Source organism: Lentzea sp. NPDC006480 (assembly GCF_040611995.1).
Taxonomy (GTDB): domain Bacteria; phylum Actinomycetota; class Actinomycetes; order Mycobacteriales; family Pseudonocardiaceae; genus Lentzea.
The window spans coordinates 1-23,238 of sequence record NZ_JBEXPJ010000143.1; the positions used below are offsets into that span (position 1 = coordinate 1).

Consider the following 23,238-nt stretch of genomic DNA (forward strand, 5'->3'; position numbering starts at 1 on the left):
TCCCGGGCGACGACCGTGAACGAGTACGAGGTGTCCGGCGTCAGTCCACCGACCGAAGCCGAAGGACTGGCAACGGAAGCGACCACCGAAGAACCGCTGTAGACGTCATACCCGGTGACCCCGACGTTGTCCGAAGCAGCGGACCACTCCAGCGACACGCCGGTAGAAGTGACGCCGGCCGATCGCAGACCGGTGGGAGCGGAAGGCGGCTCGGTGTCACCAGACCCGGACCCGGTCACCAGTGTGAGGTTCCACTTGGCCAGAGCTTCGTTGACGGGCTGAAAGATGGAGTTGTCCTCTGTGGACCCAGGAGAACACGAGGACTGCCCACCGGAGTGCAGCCCGACAGCGGAGGATCCGGCCAGCCAGGCACCACCGGAGTCCCCACCCTCGGAACAGGCGGTGGTCAACGTCAGACCTTCGACCACCACGGAACCGTAGTCCACGGTCTGGTTCACCGAGTTCACCACACCACACTCGAACTGAGGAGCGGTGTTCCCGCTGTGGCACACCGCCTCGCCGACGAGCGCGTCCTTGCTCCCGGTGACGGTCACCGCGGGCGAGCCCCACGTGTTGACCACCGGCGACACGGTCCAGCCGGGCTCGGTCACCGCGACCACACCCATGTCGCCTTCCCTGGCGTTCACCGACCGGCTACCGCCGACGTTGGACGTCCCGAGCCGGTTGCGCTGCCCGCTCTCCCCGTAGGCGGCCTGCGAAGCGTCGTTCGTGCAGTGGCCTGCGGTGACGAAGTGCTTGCCACCACTGGAATCCGTGGCAGGAAACCCGACAGAGCAGTTCGACTCGGAACCCGGCCACCAGGGATCGCCGGGGTTCACCTCCCCGGACTGCTGCACGAACGGCTGAGCCACCCGAACGACCCGCACTCCGTCCAAAGCAGGGAACGAACCGACAGCGGACACCACCACGTCATTGCGCCGGACATCAACGCCAACGCTCCGGAACGCATGCCCCAAAGCCTTCACCCGCGACACGAGCGCGGAAAGCTCAGCAGCGGAACGGGACACCAGCACAGCCGACGCACCAGCAGCACGAACTGCGGCAGCATCCTCAGGACGGGTGACCGCCACCGTCAACCGGCCGGAGTCAGCGTCGAACCAGCGGCCGGCATCAGCAACGGACAAACCAGCGGAAACGTCGTGAGCACGATCTTGCTGAACGAGTCGAGCACGCGCAGCCGAAGCACTGATCCCGAGATCACGAGCCACGGCATCGGCGACAGGGTCCGCGAGAGCGGGCGCGGTCAGCACCGGCCACATCACAGCAGCACCGCAGAAAACGGCAAGAACCTTCCTCATGGCGAAAGGCCTCCTTGGTTGCAGGGTGGCCCGAATGTAATTCGCCTATGAGCACGAAGTTAATGCGTAACTTTTAAGTCCTGTTTCACATTTAATTCCCAGTCCCACCGGAATCCGCGCACACCGGGCTGCACGTCCAGCGCCACGTCCAGCAGGGTCGAGCTCGGATCCACCGCGGAGTTGTCGGCGAGCTGGACGACCGAGGCGGGCGGCGGCCCCTCGAACGTCACCTCGAGCACGTACTCCCTGGTGGGCAACCGGAACTTGCGCTCGTAGTTCGTCGCAAGTGGACACGGCGACTCGTTCACCAGCTCGTGCTCGATCACGATGCTCTCGCCCTTGCGCAGCACCTTGTCGAACAACAGCTCCGCGGCCAGGAAGCCCTGCGCCTCGTCCTGCACGAGCCGCCCGATCTCGCAGTTCCGCAACGCCCGCAGCTCGGGCAACGGCCGGTCGTGCTCGTCGACGTGCATGATCACGACCCACCGGTCGGGCCCGTTCATCGACGCCGACAGGACCTGCCGTGAACGGAACGACCGCTCGGTGCGATCCGCCCCGATGGTCACGAAGTCCTGCTGGCTCACCCGGATCAGCTGGTCGTCCCAGCGCGTCTCCATGTCGTCCAGCGCGTGCTCGACCTGGGACGGCTCCGGCCAGAACGCCGACATCGGCGCCGGAGCCTTGCGCAGCCAGCGGCCACGCGGCCGCGGCGGCCCGAGCAGCTCCGAGAGGTGGCCGGGCGGCACCTGCAGGATGTGTTCCAAGTGGACGACGGCCTGCAGCGACTTCTTGCGCTCAGGGCGGCTGCGACCGGTCTGCCAGTAGCTCAGGGTCGCCAGGGACACGGACACACCGTGCTGTGAGAGGTGCTCACGGAGTCGCTCCAGGCCGAGACCACGATTGGTGATCGCCGACCGGAGCGCCTCCGCGAACTCGTCCACGCGGGCCACGCTAAAGCATCTGTTCGTCCTGGTGTAGCCCCTGTGGTCCACGGTGTGGGCGATAGGTCACCTGGCGGCCGTTCAGCACCATCTCGATGTCGACCGTCTCGGTCACCGCGTCGCCCATCGGCCGCAGCAGCACCGGGTTGCCGCCCGGCTGGTGGATCCTCACGTTGACCTGCTGCTGGGTCGCGATGAGGTGTCCGACCAGGTCACGGGCGTTGCCGGCGCCGCTGTTCTCCTTGGCGTCCGGCTGCATGTGCCAGTTCACGTTCTCCACCAGCGCGCCGACCATGTGCCCGTCGTGCATCGGCCTGCTGACGGTGAAGTCCGCCACCGCCTTGGCCACCGCCGGGTTGCGCGCGGCGAGCTCCACGACGTCCAGCCGCAGCGCCGCCGGGTTCACACCCCTGGCCGCACCGACGGCCGCGTACAGGCCGGTGTCGGTGGTCGGCGGCGGGTTCTGCCCGCGCAGCACGTCGGTGTTGAGGTGCCGCACCTGCCGCAGCGTGTGGTTCAGGTGATCGGACGCCACGATCCCGTGCGCCGCCACGACCTTCTGCTCCTTCTGGACGCCTGCCTGCTGGTCCTGGAACGGCGGAGGCAGAGGCGCCGACACAGCCGGGTTCATCCGGTTCTTGGCCGGCGCGCCGAGCTGGGTCTTCACCTTGCCCGGCGGGTTCCACGTGGTGGTGGTCTGCCCCTCGGCCGGCGGCCGGAACGGCTCGACGACCCGCTGCTCACCGGTCGAGAGCCGCTCGCGTTCCTCGGCGAACGCGGTGCCCTTCTTGGCGGGCTTGCCGTCGAAGAACCGCTCGCTCACGTTCGGCAGCGCGGTGTGCGACTGCGGCAGCTTGCCGTCCGTGATCAGCCCGTAGGCGATCCGGGACAGGTCGGTGCCGGTGTCACCCGAGACGAAGTCCGTGGTGAACGCCTGGCCGCGCACCGGGTCGCGGTTGTTCTGCACGTCGACCCTGACCTGCTCGGCCGCCGCGGCCAGTTTCGCCTGGTCGACCGGCACCTCACCGGAGCGCTCCTGGGCGGTGCGCGGGTCGTAGTGCGCCGCGATCTCCTCCGCGTGGAACTTGTTCAGCGACGAGCCGAGCTTCCCGAACTCCGCCGCGCCCTCACCGAACTTCACGGACGGGTCGGCGAGCGGCACGAGCGCGTCGAAGAACAGGTTCGGTTCCGGCGTGTAGGGCAGCAACGGGTGGATGCCCTGCTGGGTGCGGCGGGCGTGCATGTCCGCGTCGATCATGTGCACGAAGCGGTCCGCGAAGCCCTCCTCGTTCAGCCGGTCCCGGTAGGCCTGCTTCTGCGCGTCGTTCGTCTTGGTGTCGCCGTCGATGCGCGCCAGGACGTCCGCGTGCAGCTGCTCCGGCGTGATCGCCACGCGGTAGCCGCCGCCGACCAGCAACGGCCGCAACGGCGCCGGGGTGTCCGGACCGTCCGCCGGGCCGACCTCCTCGGCGTGCAGCAGCTGCTCGACGTGGGAGAAGACGTGCCCGCCCTCGCGAGTGCGCCGGTCGCCCGCGTCGAAGTCCATGACCGAGACGTACGGGTGCTTCCCGTTGGCGGCCAACGCTGTCACGGCGTACTCGTGCGCGTTGCTGTTCAGCGTGGTGTTGCGGGTCTCGCCGAACTTGAAGCCCTTCGACCCGTGCGGCACGCTCACCAGCGCGATCGGCTCGGTGCGGCCGTTGACCATCGGCGCCGCGGCGGCCATCGCGGTGTCGATGTCCTGCTGCGACGCCGCGTTCACACCCAGCACGAACGCCACGCGGCCGTCCATGTCACCGGTGTTGGCCATGACGCCGTTGATCACGTCGTTGAGCTGGTCCAGCTCGCTCGCCCGCACGATCATGCTCACCACGAACGCCGGCGGCTCGTTGCGAGCGATGCTGTCCTTGGTGCGCTGCAAGTAGTTCTCGGCCGTGATCGGCGTGAGAGTCTGCCCGTTCGCCAGGTTCTCGAAGGCCGCGTTGTGCACGCCGCCTTCGTTCACCAGCTCGACCTCGTGCGCGTCCATGTCCACATCGGACACGTCTGACTCGTCCAAGCCCTCGTCGAACACGTGGTCGTCGTCGCGGCGCCGCTTGGTCGGATCGCCTTCCGAGTCGACCTGCATCTCGTCCGGACGCTCGCGCTTCGGCATGTTCGGCGCGGGCAGGTCGGACTCGAAGGGCTCGGGCTGCGGCCTGTTGTGCGACTGCAGCGCCTGCATCCGGCTCTCGATGAGCTCCAGGTGCCGCGGCTTGAGCCGCGCGTCCGCCTTGCCGATGCCGGCGGTCATGGGGGAGTTGTCGGCGACGACGTGTCCCTTGCCGTCCTGGTGCTGGAAGATCGGCTTCACGGCGTCGGTCTCGAGGTACTCGTCGCGCAGGCCGAGGAAGTGCCCGACCTCGTGTGCGAGCCGCCGCGAGTCCGTGTGCGCGGGCCACGTCAGCTGGTTCGCGCGGCCCTCGGGGTCGTCGGTGACGTTGATCGTGGCGTGCGCGTCGGCGGGGTTGTCGGTGAACTCCACCGTGACGTGGAACTGCTCGCCGCCCGGCAGCCGGTAGCCCTGGTTGAACATCTCCTCGACGCCCGCGCGGGTGCGGTCCTGGACGTCCGCGGTGCCGTTGTCGAGGTGCAGCCGGACGGTGAAGTCCCGCACCGGCACGCCGTCGACGTCCAGCACGCGGTTGTCGTAGGCGATCGGGCCGCGCCAGGCCTTCATGTCGATGCCGTTGGGACCAACAGTGGTGTTGTCGAAGACACCGGCGTCCTCACCGCGCACCCAGCTCGTGGCCGGGGTCGTGGCGCGAGCGTCCTCAATGGACCGGGACGACACGGGGTTCTGCGGGTCGAACCACGGTGCACTGGAATCGGTGCTGTGCAACGGGTTGTGTGACGGCGTCGGCGCGTCGACCGGGGGAGCGGACGGCGCCGGACGCGTCTGGTCCTCCATGTCCACGTCGCGGTGCGACGGGCCTTCACCCAGGTCGTCGGATCCCGGCGGGTTGTTCGGGTCGTGCGTGGTGTACCTGGTCCGGCCGTCCGGGTTCGGGTGCCGGTCGATGTGCAGCTCGGGCCCGCTGAGCGGGGTGGGCTTCCACGCGGCGGCCTTGTCCTTGTCCTTCTGCGTGGAGTTGTCCAGCACCTCCGGCTGGAGGTCGTGCAACGGCATGACGGTCGTCTCGGCGCCGTTCGGGCCGTGGACGACGATCGGCCGGTTGAGCTCGGTCGAGAGCAGCTGGAACGCGAGCAGCTCGGCCATGTCGGCCTTGTTCTTCTCCGCGGCCCTCTCGTCGGCGTCGATCGAGTCCTGCTCGGCACGCTGTCCACCGGTCAGCTCGGTGCCGGGCGTGCCGGTGTTGTCCACCGGGTGGTCGTAGTCGCCCTGGAGCCCTGGCGGGATCTCGCCAGGGGCCGGTTCGATGACCGCGTTGACCAGGTGGCCGTTCGCCAGGCCGTGCTGCTGGCGGAAGTCCGCGATCTGCGTGGTGACGCTCGGGGACGCGACGGCGCCCTGCCGGACCGTGTTCGTGCGCAGATCCGCCGCAGACGGGACCGCCTTGCCCTTGCCCTTCTTGCCGCTGGACTCCGCGACGAGCGCGTCGTGCACCGCGTTGTACATGCCGTCCGGCCGCGGCTCACCCGCCCGCGGCAAGATCGCTTCGAACGTGCCGAACGTCCGGGTGACGTTGCTGTTGTTGTCCGACAGCGCGGTGTTCACCACCGTGGCGGTCTTCTGCTGCTTGGTCGTGGGGTCGATGTGGCCGAGCTCGTGCTCCTGGCGCGGCGGCAGCGGCTTCTTGCTGCCCGCCGGCTTGACCCGCTCCGGCGGGTAGGTGGTGGACGGGTCGATCTGCGGGTCGACACCCATGTGGCCGTGGCCGGGGACCGGCGCCGAGACCGCCTTGTTGAGCGTGTTCTTGTCCTCCCAGCCGAGCTTGAGCGCGTCGACCCGCGACGGGTTCCAGCCTTGCGGACCGGTTTGCGTGTGGTCGACCAGCTGCTGGGGTTCGCGCTGAGCGTGCGGCTTGTCCGGGTTGGCCTTGGGGGCCTTGCCGCCCCTGCCGGTCCTGCTGTCCTGGAACTGCTTGCGGATGTCCGCGGGCGACGTCTCGAACTTGGCCTTCTTCGCCGCCTGCCCCGGATCACCGCCGAACGTCCGGCCCGCCACCGTCGTGAGCTCGACGTGCGACTGCGGCCACGACTTGCCGTCGTCCTTGGCGAAGTCGAACGCGAGCCGGGACAGGTCCGTGCCCACCGCGCCCTCGACGAAGTCGGTGTGGAAGGTCTCGCCGCGCAACGGGTGGCGGTTGGTCTGCAGGTCGACCGAGATGGCGGCGTCGATCTCGGCGTCGTTGCTCGCCTTGGCCACGGCCGGGTCCTGGTTGGCTTCCAGACCCGCCTCGATCTCGGCGAGGGCGCGGGCCTCCTTGGCGTTCGGCTCGCCACCCCTGGCCGCGATGTCGGCTTCGAGCTGCGCCTTGGCCTCGGTGAGCGCCCTGGTCGTGTCCGGTGCCGGCAGCTTCGTCTGGTGGACCTCGACGATCTCCTTGCCGGCGAAGGCGTTCATCGACTGGCCGAGCCCGTTGAACTCGCCCAGGCCGTCGCTGAACTTCACCGACGGGTCGACCAGCGGCACGGTCGCGTCGATGAACAGGTTGGGTTCCGGCCAGTACGGCGTCATCGGCGCCGAGTCCGCCTGGCGGACCCGCGCGTGCATGTCGTCGTTCATCGCCTGCTCGAACTTCGCGACGAACGCCTGCCGGTGCTGCGGCGAGATGTGTTCGGCGGCGAGGTCCAGTTCGCGCTGCTTCTCCGCACGTTCGTCGGCGTCCAGCGACGTGTCGGCGTCGAGCTTCGCCTGCTCACCGGTGATCTTGGCCTGGATGTCGGTGATCAGCGCGTTGGGGTCGCCGACGCGGTAGCCGCCGCCGTGCATCAACGGGCGGATCGGGCCGATCTCCGGCGGGTTCAGCGACTCGGTGAAGTGCGTGAAGACGTCCTTGCCGTTCGGCACCCTGCGTGAGCCGGTGTCGAAGTCCTGAATGGACAGGTACGGGTGCGTGCCCTTGCCGTTCAGCGCGCCGACCGCGAACCGCGTGGCGGAGCTCTGCATCGTCTGGTTGCGCATCTTGCCGTACGGGAAGGCCTTGTCGTTGAACTCCATCGGCACCAGCGCGATCGGCTCGTTCCGGTGCCCGATCGCGGTGTTCGCCGCGTCGATGTTGGCGCTCATACCGGGGTTCGCGCCGGTGCGGCCGTTGACGCCGATCACGAACACCATGTCGTCGGCGATGGGTCCGGCGTCCGCGGTGATGGCGTCGATGACGCCGTTGATGTCGCCCAGGTCGTTGTGGCTGACGATGATGCTGATGACGAACGACGGGCGCTTGTTCTGCTCGACGCTCGTCTTCAGGGTGTCGAGGTAGGTGTCCTTGGTGGGCACCTCGATCCGGCCGTCGCCGAGGCGCGCGAACGCGTCGTTGTACTTGGTGCCGGGGTCGAGGTCGCCGATCGACATGGTGCTCAGCTGGTCGGCCAGTGCGTCGGTCTGGCTGTCGTGCTGGGCGTCCGTGCCGGTGGTGCTGTCCGCGTCGACGTCCATGTCGTTGGTGTCGGCGGTGGCGTTCGCCTGCCTGTTGCTCGGACCGGGCTCGGACCAGGTCGCCTGTCCGCGCCCGCGCTTGGTGACGCGATCGTCGGTCGGGGCGATCTCGGTGTCGCTGTCCTCGTCCCGGCGGTGCTTCATCGGGCGCGTGCCGGTCTCGACGTCCTGTGCCGTGTTGGGCTGCGGGGCGGGCGCCGGGCTGGGCTTGGCGTTCGTCAGCAGGTGCTCGGGCACCGGCACCGTGGCCGGACCGGCCGGGTTGAGGGTGGTGTCCGGGACGGCGACCTGGCTGTTGGCGGTGCGTTCGACCAGCCACAGGTGCCGCGGCCGCAGACCGGGCTCGTTGCCGCGGACGTCGGTGCCCATCATGCCGCCGTCGTTCTGGTGCACGCCGGAGCTCGTGTCGTGCTGCTGGAAGACGCGGGAGGAGTCGCTGTACTCGTCCGGAATGCCGAGGTAGTGCAGCGTCTCGTGGGCCAGGACCTCGGGGCTGGTGCCGGGCTGCCAGTGGGTCTGGTCGACGTTCGGGTTCTTCGGGTCGACCCGGACCGTGGTGTGCGCGTCCGCCTTGTTGTCGGTGAACTCCAGGTTGAGGTGGAACTGGTCGCCGCTCGGCAGCCGGTGACCCTGGTTCAGCAGGTCGTTGACGCCCTTGGCGGCGTCCTGCTTGACCTGCTCGACGAGCTTCGGGTCGGTGTTCGCGGCAGGGTCGATGTGCACCTTGACGGTGTACTCCTGCACGAAGTTGCCGGGCGACGTCTCGATCCGGCGCAGGTCGTAGTTGATGAGTCCCTTGTAGGACTTCAGGTTCGACGGCGTGCTGTCGGTGCGGATGTCGTGGACGACCTGGTTGACCGTCCGGACGTTCTTGTCGTCGCGGCGGTCGGCCCAGGTGCTGCGGTCAGCGGGGTCGCTGGGCGCGAACCAGTCCGCGGTCTTCGCGGGGTCATGACGCCACGACTCGTCGGTCAGGACGTCCTTGCCCCGGTGGTCGAACGAGGTGGGCATCGCGGGCGGCGCGCCACCGCTGCGCACGGTGCTGGACCTGGTGTCGCTGTCCGGCAGCGGAGGAGCCGGGGGAGCGGCCGGTGGTGCGCTTCGGGACGTGCTCGCCTCGGCCGACGACTCGGGAGGAAGCGGAGGCAACGGCTTCGCGGCTTCGTCCTTCGGCGGCACGGGCGGCGGCGTGGTGCTGGTGCTCGCGGACGTGTCACCAGGCGGCGGGGTCGTGCTCGTGGACGCGGACGTGTCGTTGGTCGTGACCGGCGGCGTCTGCGTGCTGGTGTCGCCGTCCTTGGGCGGCACCGGCGGTGGCGCCTGCGCGGCCGTGTTGAACGAGTCGATCTCGTTGTCCACCTTGGCCTTGGCGTTCCACCACTCCTGCTGCTTGGCATCCGCCGTGCGCCGGGCGTCGTCGAGCTTGGTCTCGGCGTCCGTGATCGCCTTCTCCGCCGCGGCGCGCTCGTCGGTGAGCTTCTGGTGCGCGGCCTCGGCGTCGGCGCGGGCCTGGTCGGCCCGTGCGACGACCTGTTGCTGCGCCTGCAACTCGGCGCGGGCGTCGGCCGCGGCCTTGCGCTGCGCGTCGAGGTCGGAGTGGGCCTCGGTGAGCTGCTGCTGGGCGTCGGTCAGCGCGTTGTGCGCCGCGTCGGCTTCCTGGCCCAAGCGGTCCAGCTCGGCCTGCGGAGCGCCGTTGATCTGCGCGTCGTCCAGGGCGTCCTTCGTGGACAGCGCGTCCTGGCTCAGCGACGTGATCTGCGGGTTGAGCTCCTGGATGTGCGCACGGGTGCTCGCCACCTCGGCCTGGGTGTTCGCGGCCGCGGCTTCGAGAGCCGGGAGCTTGGCCTCGGCGTCCAGGTGGGCGTCGATCGCCGTGTTCAACGCCGTCGCGGCGTCGCCGATCGGCTGGTCGGTGCGCGCCAGCACGGCCGCGGCCTCGTTGATCGCGTCCTGGGCCTCGTGGCGGGCCGCCTCGACTTCCTTCTCGGCGGTGCGCCAGTCGTCGGCCGCCTTCTTGACCTCGGTCTGGGCGTCCTTCAACGAGTCACCGAGCTGGTGGTCCAGCACGGTTTCGACCGCGCTGTCCGGCATCCGCACGCCGGCCGAGCCGGGCACGGTCAGGTCGACGACGCCGGTCTTGCCGCCGATCGTCGCCACCACGCGGTACTCGACGTCGAACTGCACGAGCCCGGTACGCGGCGTGTCCTTGGGCTTGATGTTGCCGCCCTCGGCCTGCGCGGGACCGCCGGAGACGGCCGACGAGTCCTCGTTCGCGTGTTTCGCTTCGACACCACCGGTGCCGAAGTTGACGGTGTCCTTCGGGTCGCCCTGCTTGACCGCCGCGGACCCCTGCGCGAGCCCGACCGACACGTCGGCCGTGTCGGACTTCTTGGCCTCGCTGGAAGTCTCGGACGTCTTCGTCGTCAGCGGGCTCTCGATCTTGACGCTGTCGCTCAGCGACCCCAGCTGCGGGTTCACCAGCTTCGCGTAGACCTTGACGTCGGCGTCCTGCCCGAACGTCAGCGCCGCCTCCTTGAGCCCCGGCACGTCCAACGACCCGGACAGCATCGACGGCAGGTGCGGCTGCAGGTTCTCCGGGCTCAGCGTGGCCAGCAGGCTGTTCAACGAGCCGGTGCCCTTGCCGGTCAGGCCCTTCCCGGCGCCCGCCTCGGTCAACGCCTTCACCGCGGCGTCACGCAGGTCCTGAGCACCGCGCAGGTTCTCCACGGACGCGGTCGGCGGCAGCTGCGTGGCGCGGCTGTCCTGCTGGAACGCGAACGTCGCCTCGGGCGTGCCGAACTCGGCGCCCCGCTTCGACGCCGCCGACATGTACGGCTGCGGGTTGCCGTGCCCGGTCGTCGGCTGGGAGACCTTCTGGTTGTCCGCGTGCGTGCGGACCACCATCTCCTGGTCGCCGCTCTTCGCCTTGGCGATCTCCTTGGAGCCCTTTTCGACGACGAGCTCGAACTCGACCGGCACGGTGTACTGCGCCGCCGGTCCACTCGCCGTGCGGGTGTTGCTGAACGCCTCGTTGACCGACGTCGTGACCGAACTGCTCTTGCTGCCACCGATGTTCGCGCCGACCGCGCCACCCGCGGTGCCCGAGACGTTCGGGTTCGCGCTGCCCGGCGCGGCGAGACCCGGCGCCCGCACCCCGACACCCCAGCCGGAGCCGCGGCCCTGGCCGGCGCTCTCCTTGCGGGAGCCGCCGTTGTTGTGGGTCATGTCGACGCCGTCGTTGACGACCCCGTTGAACGTCGGCTCGCCCGCCTTGGCGCGCAACGTGACCTGGTACGAGTCCTTGCCGAACGTGCCCGGCTGGTGCACCAGCAGCGGCACACCGCCGTCCATGGCGCTGTCGATCATCGCCTTGACGCTGGCCGGCGAGTTCAGGTCGACGATGCGCTGCAGGTTGCTCATCGAGTCCTTGAGCACCGAGTCCGGGATCAGCGCGTCGCTGCCGAACTTCTTGGTGTTCGTGGACAACTGGCTCGTGAGGTCGTTGACCACACCGGACAGGTTCGGCACCGACTCCACAGTGGACAGACCCAGTGCGCCGGGCTCGCCGACCGCGACCGTGGACGGTGGCGCCATCTTCGGGAAGTCCGGCTTGGGCACGGTCGACTCGACCTTGGGCAGCACGCCCAGATCGCGCGCGACGTCTTCCGACACCCGCACGAACACGGACTTCGGCATGTTCACCGTGACGCCCTCGGCGTTCGGCGTGCCGCCGTGCACGAAGTTCCCGGCCCGGCTCTCGCCGACGATGGTGAACTCGGCGTCGATCTGGACCAGCACGGTTCGCGCGTCACCCGGCGTCGTCTTGCCGCGGTCGACGTTGCCGCCGATTTCGCTCGCCTCGGTCTTGGTGTCCGACCACGGCGTGACCTTGCCGGTCACCGCGGCGCCACCGGAACCGCTGGGCTGCGACGGCGTGCCCGCGGGCGGCGGGGTCACGTTGGGGCGCACCGGGATGTTGATGCCGGCGGTGACGTCGACCGACCGGCTGGTCGTGGACGACTCACCGGCCTTGTAACCGCCGCTGACCGAGTTGTCCGCGCCGGTGGTGTCCGAAATGGACACCAGCTTCGCGTCACCGAGCTTCACCGACATGCCGATGGCACCGGAACGATCGGTGACGCGGCGGTCGTACTTCAGGCCCTGCTCCTGCACACCGGTCTCGATGAGCCGCTGCAGGTTCGCCTTGATGTTCTCCGGGGTGAACATCTTGTCGATCTGCGCGCGCGACGCGGTGCCCGGCGTGGTGAGCGCAGAGTCGCCGTTCGCGGCGCGGTTCAACGCGTCGATCGCCTGGTCGCGCAGCTCCGTCGTGTTCGCGACGGCTTCCACGTTCAGGAACTCCGGCGACTTCGGCCGCGGGTCCTTGGGGTTCAACAGGTCCTTGACCGTCGGCGAGTTGTCGATCTTCGTCGACTGCGGGTCACCGGGCTTGAAGCCGTCGCCGGGATCGGTCTTCAAGGTAGACCCGTCCGACACCCACAGGTTGACCTTGCCGTCGATCTTGTCCAGGCCCGCGCCGGTCTTGGCGACCGTCGTCACCTCAGGCGAGTGGAACCCCGGCGCGCCGGGCACGATGTTGCGCACCCACGTGCGCGGCCGGGTGAAGGTCGTGATCTCGACCTCGAACTCGACGTCCTGCTGGAAGACCTGGGCGTCCGCGCTGCCCGGCGTCGACGCCGTGCTGCTGACCGCCGGTCCGGCCGAGGTCTTGTCCGCGTTGGAGTGCGTGTACGACACGCCGAGCTGCGGCATCGGGGTGAGCGACGCGACGCCGGTCTTGACCGGGATGTTCACCCGGCCCTGGACACCGCCGGTCCAGCCCTTCGTGGTCGTCGTGTTCGAGTCGAGCTTCGGGCCGGTGGTGGTCGAGTCGCTGACCGGGCGCGCGTCGGCCTGGCCGAGGTGCTTGGGGTTGCTGACCTTGGCCTTGACCGTGACGTTGACGTAGGTGTTCGTGGTCTTGCCGGAGTTCTTCAGCTGCACCTGGACACCCGGCCCGAGCAGGCTGTCCATGTTCGCCTTCAACGCGTCGGGGGAGAGGTTCGCGGTCAGCTTGCGCTGGTTCGCGAGCTGCTCGGCGACGTCGGAGAAGCTCTGGCCCTTGCTGCTGCGCGGGTTCGCGTCCGGGTTGTTCCACTGCGGCAGGAACTTCTCGAAGCCCGGCAGCTCGCGGAGCTTGGTCTCGACCTGCGACTGCACCTGGGTGGCGGGGACGAACTCGCCGACCTTGGCGTTGCCCGCGGCGAGCGTGTCCGCGAGGTACGGCGGCAGGTACTTGGTGTCCGCCGTGGCCGGGTCGGTGATCGTGTTGCGGGAACCGTCCGGAGTGGGCAGCCCCACCGCGCCGGCCTCGTTGAGGCCCATGCGCATGTGCGTGGTGACTTCCATCTTCACGCTGTCACCGGCCGGCGTGCGGACCTCGACCTCGGCAGTGACCTCGTACAGGCCGGTCTCGTTCTTGACGCCGATGCCGGTCTTGCGGTTCGTGCTCGACCCCGCGCTCACGCCCTCCGCGGTGCGCGCCGAGTAGTTGAGGGTGGCGCCGACCGTGCCGCCGACCTTGCCCGGCACACCGAGGTTGCCACCGAAACCCCCGGTGACGTCGAAACCGGTCTTGGTGGCCGCGGACACACTGCTGCCCCAGGCAGAGGTGTCCTTCAGGTCGAGCACGGCCGTGTCGTGCGTGCCGACGAGTTTGGCGTCCTTCAGCGTCGCGGACATCTGCACCGCGCCGCCCTTGCTCGCGTGCGGGCTGATCAGGTCCGGCGACGTGACGAAGCCGCCGAGCATCGCGGGCAGGTTGTTGCGGATCGAGGTGGGGCTGAGGAAGTTCTGCAGCACCTCGCGGCCGGGCGAGCCGACCTTCGTGATCGACGGGTGCAGCTTCGCCGCGACGTCGTTGAACGCCTTGCCGGAGTCCTTGACGGTGACGGCTTCCGGCACCGCGTTCTCGACCTTGACGCCCCAGTCCGCGTCGGTCGGCGTGACCACGTCCGACGTCTTGCCGGAGTCGACGATCGTGCTGAGGTCGGTGGGGACCTGCAGCGTGACGTCCGGGCCGGTGCTCAGCGTCGCGAACTGCACCGGGTTGCCAGCCGCGTCGTTCACCGTGATCTCGAACGAGACCGGCACGGTGACCTGCTTCGAGCCGCCGTCGGACTTGATCGCGCGCTGCTCGGTGATCGTGTTCGTGGTCGCCTGCGAGACCGCGGGCGTCGCGAGGGCCGCCTTGCCGCCCAGCGAGCCGTACGGGCCCATCGCGACACCGGCCGTCGCGCTGCCGCCGACGTCGTTGGACGTGGCGATGGTGTTCGTGGTGGTGGAGGCCGCGGCGGCCTGGAAGTTCTTGTCCACCTTGGAGTCTGCCGCGTCCGTCACGGTCGTGTTCGCGTCCGCGTGCATCTCCGCGCGGACGTTCGCCTCGAACCAGGAGCCGCCGATCTTCACCTGGAAGTTGCGGCCGTTGCCCAGGAACGTCTCGAAGTCGTTCTCCAGCGCGTCCTTGATGCGGGCCTGGTCGTTCGGCTTCAGGCCCTGGATCTCGTTGACGACGGCGTCCGCGCCGCGCACGTCCGTCGGGATGATCGAGCCGAGAGCCTTGTTGTCCTGGAAGAAGCTCGGCAGGTTCGTGTCCGGCACCTGGCCCACGGGCTGCGGGTTCACGGTGGTCATCGGGACGGCCGGGTTCGGCGTCGGCCGCCACGGTGCCGGGCGCGTCTGCACCTCGGGCTCGGGCGGTGCGGAACGCGTCTGGGTGTCCGCGTCGGCCTGGGCCCTGGCGTCCTGGACCTCGTGGGTGAAGTCGAGAAGGTCCGTGAGGTGCTGGGTCGGATGCCCGCCCGCCTGTGCGTCCTGGATCTGCTGCTCGACGTGTGTCTGAACGGCCGCGATGTCGGCGTCGCTGAACTGACGCCAGCCGTACGAGGTCGGGTTGTTGTTCTGCTGCAACGCGTACGAGGTGAGTGCCGCGTCGCGGTTGTTCGTGAGCTGGTCGACCCGGTTCTGGGCGCGCTGGACCTCGCGGTCGGCGATCTCCCGGCGAGCCGCCTGCTCGTCGAGCATGTCCTGGGTCTTGAGCGCGTCCGGCACCATGTCGGAGGCGTTCCACCGGTCACGGGCGGCCTTGGCCTTGTCCAGGTTCTGCTGGGCGGACTCGGTCTGGCGGTCGTAGAGCTGGGGACCGGCGGCGGCGTCGCGGTTGGTGTCGATCGCGTTCTGGATCGCGGCCGCGCGGTCCGGGTTGCCGCTGTACGCCGGGTTCTGCTGCATTTCGCGCAGGGTCGTGTTGTCGAGACCGTAGAGCGACGCCTCGAACGACGCCTGTGGCGTGCCCGTCTGGATCGGACCGAAGCCGCCGGGGATGGTGACGTCCACGTCCGGGGCTGCCGGGCGGGCAGACGGGTCCTGCATGAACGGCCCGCGCTCGGGACGGCGGGGCTCCGGCGCCGGAGCGGGCTGGTCCTGCTGGGCGTCGGTGTCCGCGTTGTTGTCCGCGTCGTTGTCCGAGTGGACCGATGCCGAGTCGTCCACCTGGACCGCCGGCGCGTTGTTCTCGTTCAGGCCGAACGCGGTGTCGATGTCGATTCGCATGCCCGAGAGCTGGTCGCGCAACCGGTCCAGCTGCGGGTTCGGCTGTCCGGCGGCGTTGGCGTCGTCGGTCAGCTTCGTGACGTGGGCCTCGAGGTCCACGATGTCCTTGGGCGACAACGACTGCCAGCCCGGCGCGTTCAGGTCGGCCGGCAGGTTCAGCGCATACGCCGTGAGCGCGTCGTTGCGGTCGTACTTCAGCGTGAGCAGCTCGGAGTTGAGCTCCATCTCGTGCAGCGCGAGCCGGTTCTGCTCCGCCTGGCGCTGGGCCTGGTCGGTGCGCATCAGCTCGGTCTTGAACGCGTCCGGCAGCGAGTCGCTGATGTGCTTCAGGTCGCCGATCTTGGTCTGCGTGTCCTTGATCTGGCTCGCGAGGTCCTGCATGTGCTGGTCGAGGCCGCCGGGGTTCTGCGCGGCCTGCTGGTTGCGGGACATCTGGTCGATCTCGTACGAGCGGGTCTGGTTGTCGCGGTTCTGCTCGGCCAGTGCGTCGAGCTCGGCCGGGGTCTTGCCGAACAGCGAGGCCTTGAACGCGGCCTCCTCCTGCCTCGCCAGCGCCTCGCGGCGTTCCTGGGCCGCCTGGAGCTCCTGGGCGCGGGCCTGCTCCGCCGCCTCGCGCTGGGCGGTCCGCTCGATGTTCTGCGTGTTGGACTCCCGGAGCCGGTCAAGCCGCTCCACCACCGAGCGCATCTGCTCGGCCTTGGCGACGCGGTTGCTGTACTCGGGGTTGGTCGCGAACGACAGCTGCTGCTCCGACTGCTTCACGAGCGCCTCGGCGTCGGCGATCCTCGCGTCAACCTCGGCGGCGCTGAAGTTCCTGCCGTCGCCGAACCAGCTGTTCATGAAGCCGTTGAAGCCGGTGAAGTCCTCTTTGGTCTCGCGGAACTCCTGCAGCAGCCCGTTGGCCGTGTCCACCTGGGCGGTCAGGCCTTCGACCCCGTGCCGGGAGATCTGCGCCATCGCGGCGCGCGCGTCACCCTCGTTCTGCACCCGCTCCTGCAGTGCCTTCAGGTCCTTGGGGTCGTACCCGGCGCGCTCCGCCGCGGCGATCTCCGCGGTCAGGTGGGTGTCGAGCTGCGCGAGCGCGGTCGGCCCGAGCTTCGCGAGCCCGTCCGCGTTCGGGCCGGCGACGTGGGTGTCGACGGCGTGGACCAGGCTCGGCCTGGTGCCCGCGTCCTTCAGGGCGTCGATCTGGCTGTTCGTGCTGTCGCGGAGGTCGGTGAGCGTGGCGACCTGCTCCTTGATCGCGGCCTCGTTCGCGCGGTCCTGCTTCGTCTGCAGCGCCTCGGGCTTCCAGGTGCTCTTGGACTTCGCTTCGTCGATCCGGTTCTGGAGGTCCGCCGACCGTTGCGCCAGGTCGTTCACGAACCCCTGCGGACCGCCCGGATGCCCGGCCGCGCGCTTGATCAACGCCGCCTTCTGCGCCGCGTCGTACAGGCCGCCGTCGTTCTGACGGTTGTTGTACAGCTGGCTGATGGTCTGGTTGATCTCCGCGGACGACTTGGTGCTGAGCGAGGCCTCCAGGCCGGCGCGCACCTCCTGGGGCGTCGGCGGGGTGGGCGCGGCCGTGGCGGTGTCGGTGTTGGTGTCAGCGGGGAAGGCGCCGGGCATGGTCGGCGTGTCCGGCGTCTGCACCGGCCGCGTCTGCACATCGCTGTCGACGTTGCTGTCGACGTTGCTGTCGGTGTTGGTGTTCGTGTCGCTGTCGACGTTCGGCGGCGTCGTGCTGGTGTCCGGGGTCGCGGCGGGCGGCGTCCAGCCCGCGGGTGGTGGCACGGTGGCCGGGCCTGCCGGGTTGATCGTGGTGTCCGGGACCATGACCTGGCTGTTGGCGGTGTTCTCGATCAGCCACAGGTGGCGCGGCCGGATGCCGGGGTCGGGCAGGTGGACGTCGGCGCCCATCAGGCCGCCGTCGTTCTGGTGCACGCCCGAGTTGGTGTCGTGCTGCTGGAAGACCCTCGACGTGTCCTTGTACTCGTCCGGGATGCCGAGGTAGTGCAGGGTTTCGTGGGCGAGGACCTCAGGACTGGTGTCCGGGTTCCAGTGGGTCTGGTCGACGTTGGGGTTGTTCGGGTCGACCTTGATGCTGGTGTGGGCGTCCGCCGGGTTGTTCGTGAACTCCAGGTTGAGGTGGAACTGGTCACCGCTCGGCAGCCGGAAGCCCTGGTTCAGCAGGTTGTTCACGCCGTTGGTGGCGTTCTGCTTGACCTGTTCGACGAGCTTCGGATCGGTGTTCGCGGCGGGGTCGACGTGCACCTTCACCGTGTACTCCTGGACGAAGTTGCCCGGAGTCGTCTCGATGCGGCGCAGGTCGTAGTTGATGAGTCCTTGGTAGGACTTGATGTTCGACGGAGTGCTGTCCGTGCGGACGTCGTGGACCGTCTGGTCGACCGTGCGGACGTCGGTGTCGTTGCGGCGGCCGGCCCACGTGCTGCGGTCGGCCGGGTTGTTCGGCTGGGACCAGTCCGCGGTCCTGGCCGGGTCGTGGCGCCACGTCTGGTCGGTCCGGACGTCCTTGCCCGCGTGCGACTCCGGGGTCGGCGGCGTCATCTTCGGCGGCGCGCCACCGCTCTTGATCGTCGGCGCCGGGCTCGGCGTGGGCGACGCCGGCGCCGGGGGAGCCGGTGGCGGGGTGTTCGGGGGTGCTCCGCGGCTGGTGTCGGGCTGGGTGTTGCTCGTGCTCGGGGTCGGATCCGCGTCGGCGGTGTCGGTGTCGGTGTTGGTCTGGGTGTCGCTCTGCGTGTCGGGCGCGAGCAGGCCCCAGTCGGACAGCTCTTCGCGCAGCTGGTCGATGCGGGTCTCGTCCAGCGGGCCGAGCGCGGTTTCGAGGACCGCTTTGTTGTCGTTGACGGCCGCGGTGAACTGGCTTTCCGGAACCATGGCGCCGGTCGGGACGAGGCCCGCCTTGCCGAGCACGTCCAGCGTCCAGTTCGCCTGGCTGTTCACGTCGTTGGGGGGCGGCTTGGCGACGGAGTCGGTCAGCGGCGTGACCGTCGGCCCCACCATCGACTGGTACGCGGCCTCCTGCGCGAAGTTGTTCGCGCGGTTGTAGCCCTTGTCGTGGTTGAAGATGTCCTCGGCCAGCTTGCCGGGGTTCGACTGGTACTCCGGCGTGTTGCCGACCGTGTCCCAGAGTCCGTGCGCCCAGTTGTCGAACTGCTGGCGGACGTTCGGGTCGGTGATGTTCGCGAACTGCTCGATCTGGGCGTTCTCGATGATCGGGCGTTCGAACTGCTTGTTGAACGCCTGGGCCACCGACTCGATGCCGTGTTGCTCGATCATCGCGGCGATGTCGTCGGTCTTGGTGTCGAGCACCACCGACGCGTCCAGCAGGTGGTTGGCGGCCTGGTGCTGGAGGTACTTGCCCTCGTTCTTCAGCTCGGCCGCGACCTGCTGCGCCTGCGGGTTCGCGTTCTGCCTCGCGTCCGTGACCAACGAGCCGAGCTGGTTGTCCAGTTCGGTGGCGGGAGCGACGTCGGCGTCGACCTCCGCGTCCGCATCGGACTCGACGTCCGCCTCGGAGTCGACGTTTCCGTCGGTGTCGTTCAGCGGGGCCGGGCGGGTGTCGCCGGGGTTGTTCCGCGTGGGTGCGTCGTTGCCCGCGTTCGTGTCGGTGTTGCTGGGCGGCGGGGGCGCGGACCGGGTGTTCTGGTCGTTGTCGTTGTCGCTGTCCGAGTCGGAGTCGGAGTCGGTGTCCGTATCGGTGTCGGAGTCCGTGTCGGTGTTCGACTCGACGTCAGTGTCGGGGCCGGCCGGTGCCGGGGTGGGGCTGCCTTCGCGGACGGCGTCGCCCAGCACCTCGTAGGCCGGCGTGTCGCCGGGGTCGAAGTACTTCTCGCCGTGGGGGCTGTTCGGGTCGTAGTTCGCCGGGTCCTCGTCGAGGATCTTGTACGACCCGTGCTCGGCGAGGTTGTCGAAGGCCTCCTGGCGGAACGCGTCACCGAGCGGGTTCGACTGCTCGATCGGGTAGCTCTCGAAGCGGCTGTCCCACTCGGCGCGGGACTCCTTGCGGTCGGTGTCCCAGACCGCTTCCCAGATGGCGTCTTTGTACGTCTGCGGCGTCGTGGCGGAGTTGACCGTCTTGCCGAGGTTGCTGGAGTCGATCTCCTGGTGCATCGCGAACGCGTTGACCTTGACGTCCGGACCCTTGGTGTCGGTCAGGTACTGCTGCAGGTGGTGCTGCGCCGACACCAGCGACAGGCCGCCCTGGGTGTAGTCGATCAGCACGACGTTCTTGCCGTCGGGCAGGTCGCCCAGGAACTCGTCGAAGTGCTGGTTGAGCATCGTCTGCTGGTCGGGGGTCAGCGGCGGAACCTTGCCGCCGTGCGCCTCGTACGACGGGGCGAGGATCGAGTTCGGGTCCGCGGGTGGCGGCCGGAAGTTCGACAGCGGGATGGACACCGCCTCGTGCCCCTGGTTCTGCAGCGCGGCGACCACCGCGGCAGGGCTGCGACCCAGGCCGACGTAGGTGAACTCGTTGGGCGGGTACTTGGTGGTGATGTGGTTGGCGACGTCGTTGACGGCGTTGACCAGGTTCTGCTGGCTCTGGATGTGCGTGTCGCGGGTCAGGCCGATCAGGTCGGCGTGGAAGTCCGCGGCGTTGTCGATGTCGTACGTCTCGGGCTTGCGGTTGCCGCCGCCCGCGTTGGGGTCGTAGAGCATCGGGATGACCGACGCCTCGATGCCGCTCCTGGGCGGCAGGGTGATCCCGTTGTCCGCCAGCCACTGCTTGGTCATGTACGGCGTGAGGCCGATGACCTTGCCGTCCTCGACCCGGATGCCGACGATGTCCGACGGCTTGTTCGGCTGGAAGGTGAGGTCGCCGTTCTTGGCCGGGTCCGGCTGGTAGCGCGAGTCCTGGCTCTGGTTCGGGGCCCGGTAGCCGTCGACGCGCTGCTCGGCGGTCGGCTGGACCTCCGCGGCGTCGCTGTTCGTGTCGCTGTTCGTGTTGCCGCCGGACCGCGGCTGGGTGTTCGGGGCCGGCGTGACGACCGGCGGCACCACGACGACGTCGGGAGACGTGTTGGTGTTGGTGTTCGTCGACGTCGAGGGAACGTTCGCCGCGGGGGCCGGGCGCGTCCTGACGGCGGAGTCGCCGGGGTTGGGCGTATTGGTCGCCGGGTTCGGGTTGGGTGCGTTGACCGGCGGCGTGTTCGGGTTCGGTGCGGGGGTGTTCGCGGGCGGCGGGACGTTGGCCGCCGGGTTCGGCGACGGCGTGTTGACGTTCGGCGCGGGTGCCGGCGAGACGTTCGGCGTCGGCGAGGCCGGTGCGGGCCGGGTTTGCGCGGGCGGCGTGTCGGCCTTGGGGGTCTGGGTGTTGGGTGCCGTGTCCGGTTTGGGGGACGGCGTGTTCGGCGGCGGGACGTTGGCCGCGGGGTTCGCCGGTGGCGTGGTGACCGGCGGGATGTTCGCTGCGGGGTTCGGCGACGGCGTGTTCACGCTGGGCGCGGGCGAAGGCGTCGCGGCCGGTGGCACGTTGGCCGCGGGTGCCGGCGTCGGGGTGGCCGGTGCGGGTCGGGTTTGCGCGGGTGTCGTGTCGGCCTTGGGGGTCTGGGTGTTGGGTGCCGTGTCCGGCCGGGGCGATGGCGTGTTCGCGGGCGGCACGTTCGTCGACGGCGCGTTCGTCGCCGGGTTCGGCGAGGGCGTGTTGACGTTCGGCGCGGGCGAAGGCGCGTTGACCGGCGGTGCGGCGGGCGCGGGGCGCGACTGGACGGGCGGTGCGGTGTTCGGGCTGGGCGCGTTGGTGTTCGGGACGTTCACCGGTGGCGGGCCCGCTGCCGGGCGGGTCTGCGCGGGCGGCGGCGTGGCGGTGTTCGGCGTGTTGGTGCTGGGGGTGTTCGTGCTCGGGGACGAGACCGGCGGCGGGGTGAGCGGGGTCGGCTTCGGGGCCGGTGGGGGCGTGGACGGCGAGGTGCCGGGCGCCCTGGTGATGGTGTTGTCCGGGGTGGGCGGCTTGGGGGCGTCGAAGGCGCCCTTGTTCACGCCGGGGCCCTGGCCGAACTTGTTGCCGCCGCGCTCACCGCCGGTCGCGCCGGGGTTCGCGCCGCCGGGTGCCATGGGCGGCGCCGCGGCGCCTGGGTTGGCGGAGGCGGGTGGCGTGGTGCCGGGCGTCGGGGAGGTGTTCGGGCCGGTCGACGGCGACGTCACCGCGCTCTGCGTGCCGGGTGTCGTCGGGGTCGTTGCCGGTGCGGGGCCCATGCTCGGCGTGAAGGGAGCCGGGCCCTTGCCGGACGAACCCGGCGTCGCCCCAGGAGTCGCGCCGGTTGGCTTGGGCGCGGGCGGAGGCGTGGACGGGGACGTGCCGGGCGCCTTCGTGATGGTGCTGTCCGGGGTCGGGGGCTTGGGCGCGTCGAACACGCCCTTGCCGCCGCCGGTGCCGAACTTGCTGCCGCCCCGCTCGCCGCCGGTCTGAGCGCCGCCGGGGGTGCCGCCCATCGGCGGCGCCATGCCCGGCGACGCACCCGGAGTGCCAGGTGTGCCGGGAGTGACACCGCGAGGGGTGCCGCTGGTGGACGGCGAGGTCACGGCGTTCTGCGGACCGGGTGGAGTCACGCCGGGCTTGGGGCCGCCCGCGGACGAGCCGGGCGTGTTGCCGAGGCTTGGGGTGAAAGGCGCGGGGCCCTTGCCGCCGGATCCCGGCGTGGCACCAGCGCCCGGCGTGGTGCCGGGCTTGGAGGTCGTGCCACCGGGCGGCGGCGCGAGGCTGGGCGTGAAGGGCGCGGGGCCCTTGCCGCCGGTGGTGCCGGGCTTCGAGGTCGTGCCACCAGGAGGCGGCGCCAGGCTGGGGGTGAACGGCGCTGGGCCGCCCTTGCCGCCCGGCGCACCACCCTTGACGTTCGGTGACGCGCCACCGGGAGGCGGCGCCAGGCTCGGGGTGAACGGCGCGGGGCCGCCCTTCACGTTCGGCGTGGTGCCGACGGACGGACCGCCCGGCGTCTTGCCGCCGCCACTGCTGGGCGTGACCCCGGAGCCGCCCTTGACGTTCGGCGTGGCACCGACGTTCGGGCCGCCGGGCGTGTTGCCGAGGCTGGGCGTGAAGTTCGCGCCACCGCCCTTGACGTTCGGCGTGGTGCCGACGTTCGGGCCGCCTGGCGTGTTGGCCAGGCTCGGCGTGAAGTTCGCACCGCCCTTGACCGGGGTGGCGCCCTTGACGTTCGGGCCGCCCTGCGTGTTGAGGCCGGGGGTGTTGACGCCGCCGCCCTTGACCGCTTCGGGGCCCTTGACGTTGGGACCGCCCTGCGAGTTGAGGCCCGGGGTGAAGTTGCCGCCGCCCTTGACCGTCTCCGGCCCCTTGACGTTGGGACCGCCCTGCGAGTTCAGGCCGGGGTTGAAGTTGCCGGCGCCGGGTGGCGGCTTGGCGTTGGTCGAGGTGTCGAACGACTGGAAGTTCTTCTGGTGGGTCGTATCAGTGTCGACGAAGGTCTGTTGCGTGGCCTTCAGGTTCGACTGGACGTCGGTGAACGCCTTGGCGCCCTTGTCCGCCTGAGACACGGCGTTCTCGTTGGACGCGTTCAACGCCGGCACCGCGAACAGACCGATCGGGCCCAGCGCGTTGCCGGAGAAGTTCAGGCCGCGCAGGCCGCTCGAGATGCTCGACAGCCGGGACCCCAGGTCACCTGCCTTGTTCTGCAACCCCGACATCGAGGAGTCGCTCACGGAGAAGCCGCTGTTGCCGGTGGGACCGGGGCTCGTCGACGTGCCGGCGTTCGACATCGCGGCCGTGTGCACGGGGTTCGTGTACGGGCTGGGAGTGGGTGCCGGTCTGATC

General features: G+C 69.7%; 3 protein-coding genes. All 3 read right to left on the reverse strand.

What is annotated here, in order from left to right:
* Positions 1 to 1,319: fibronectin type III domain-containing protein (locus ABZX92_RS36050; protein ID WP_355569679.1), on the reverse strand; the 1,319-nt coding region annotated here is incomplete at its 3' end.
* A gap of 59 nt (positions 1,320 to 1,378) precedes the next feature.
* Positions 1,379 to 2,260, reverse strand: a complete 882-nt coding sequence (locus tag ABZX92_RS36055; protein WP_355569682.1) for an XRE family transcriptional regulator — start codon at positions 2,258 to 2,260, stop codon at positions 1,379 to 1,381.
* Between the two features lie 10 nt (positions 2,261 to 2,270).
* Positions 2,271 to 23,111, reverse strand: coding sequence for a hypothetical protein (locus ABZX92_RS36060; RefSeq protein WP_355569685.1), 20,841 nt, complete (start codon positions 23,109 to 23,111; stop codon positions 2,271 to 2,273).
* Positions 23,112 to 23,238 lie beyond the last annotated feature (127 nt).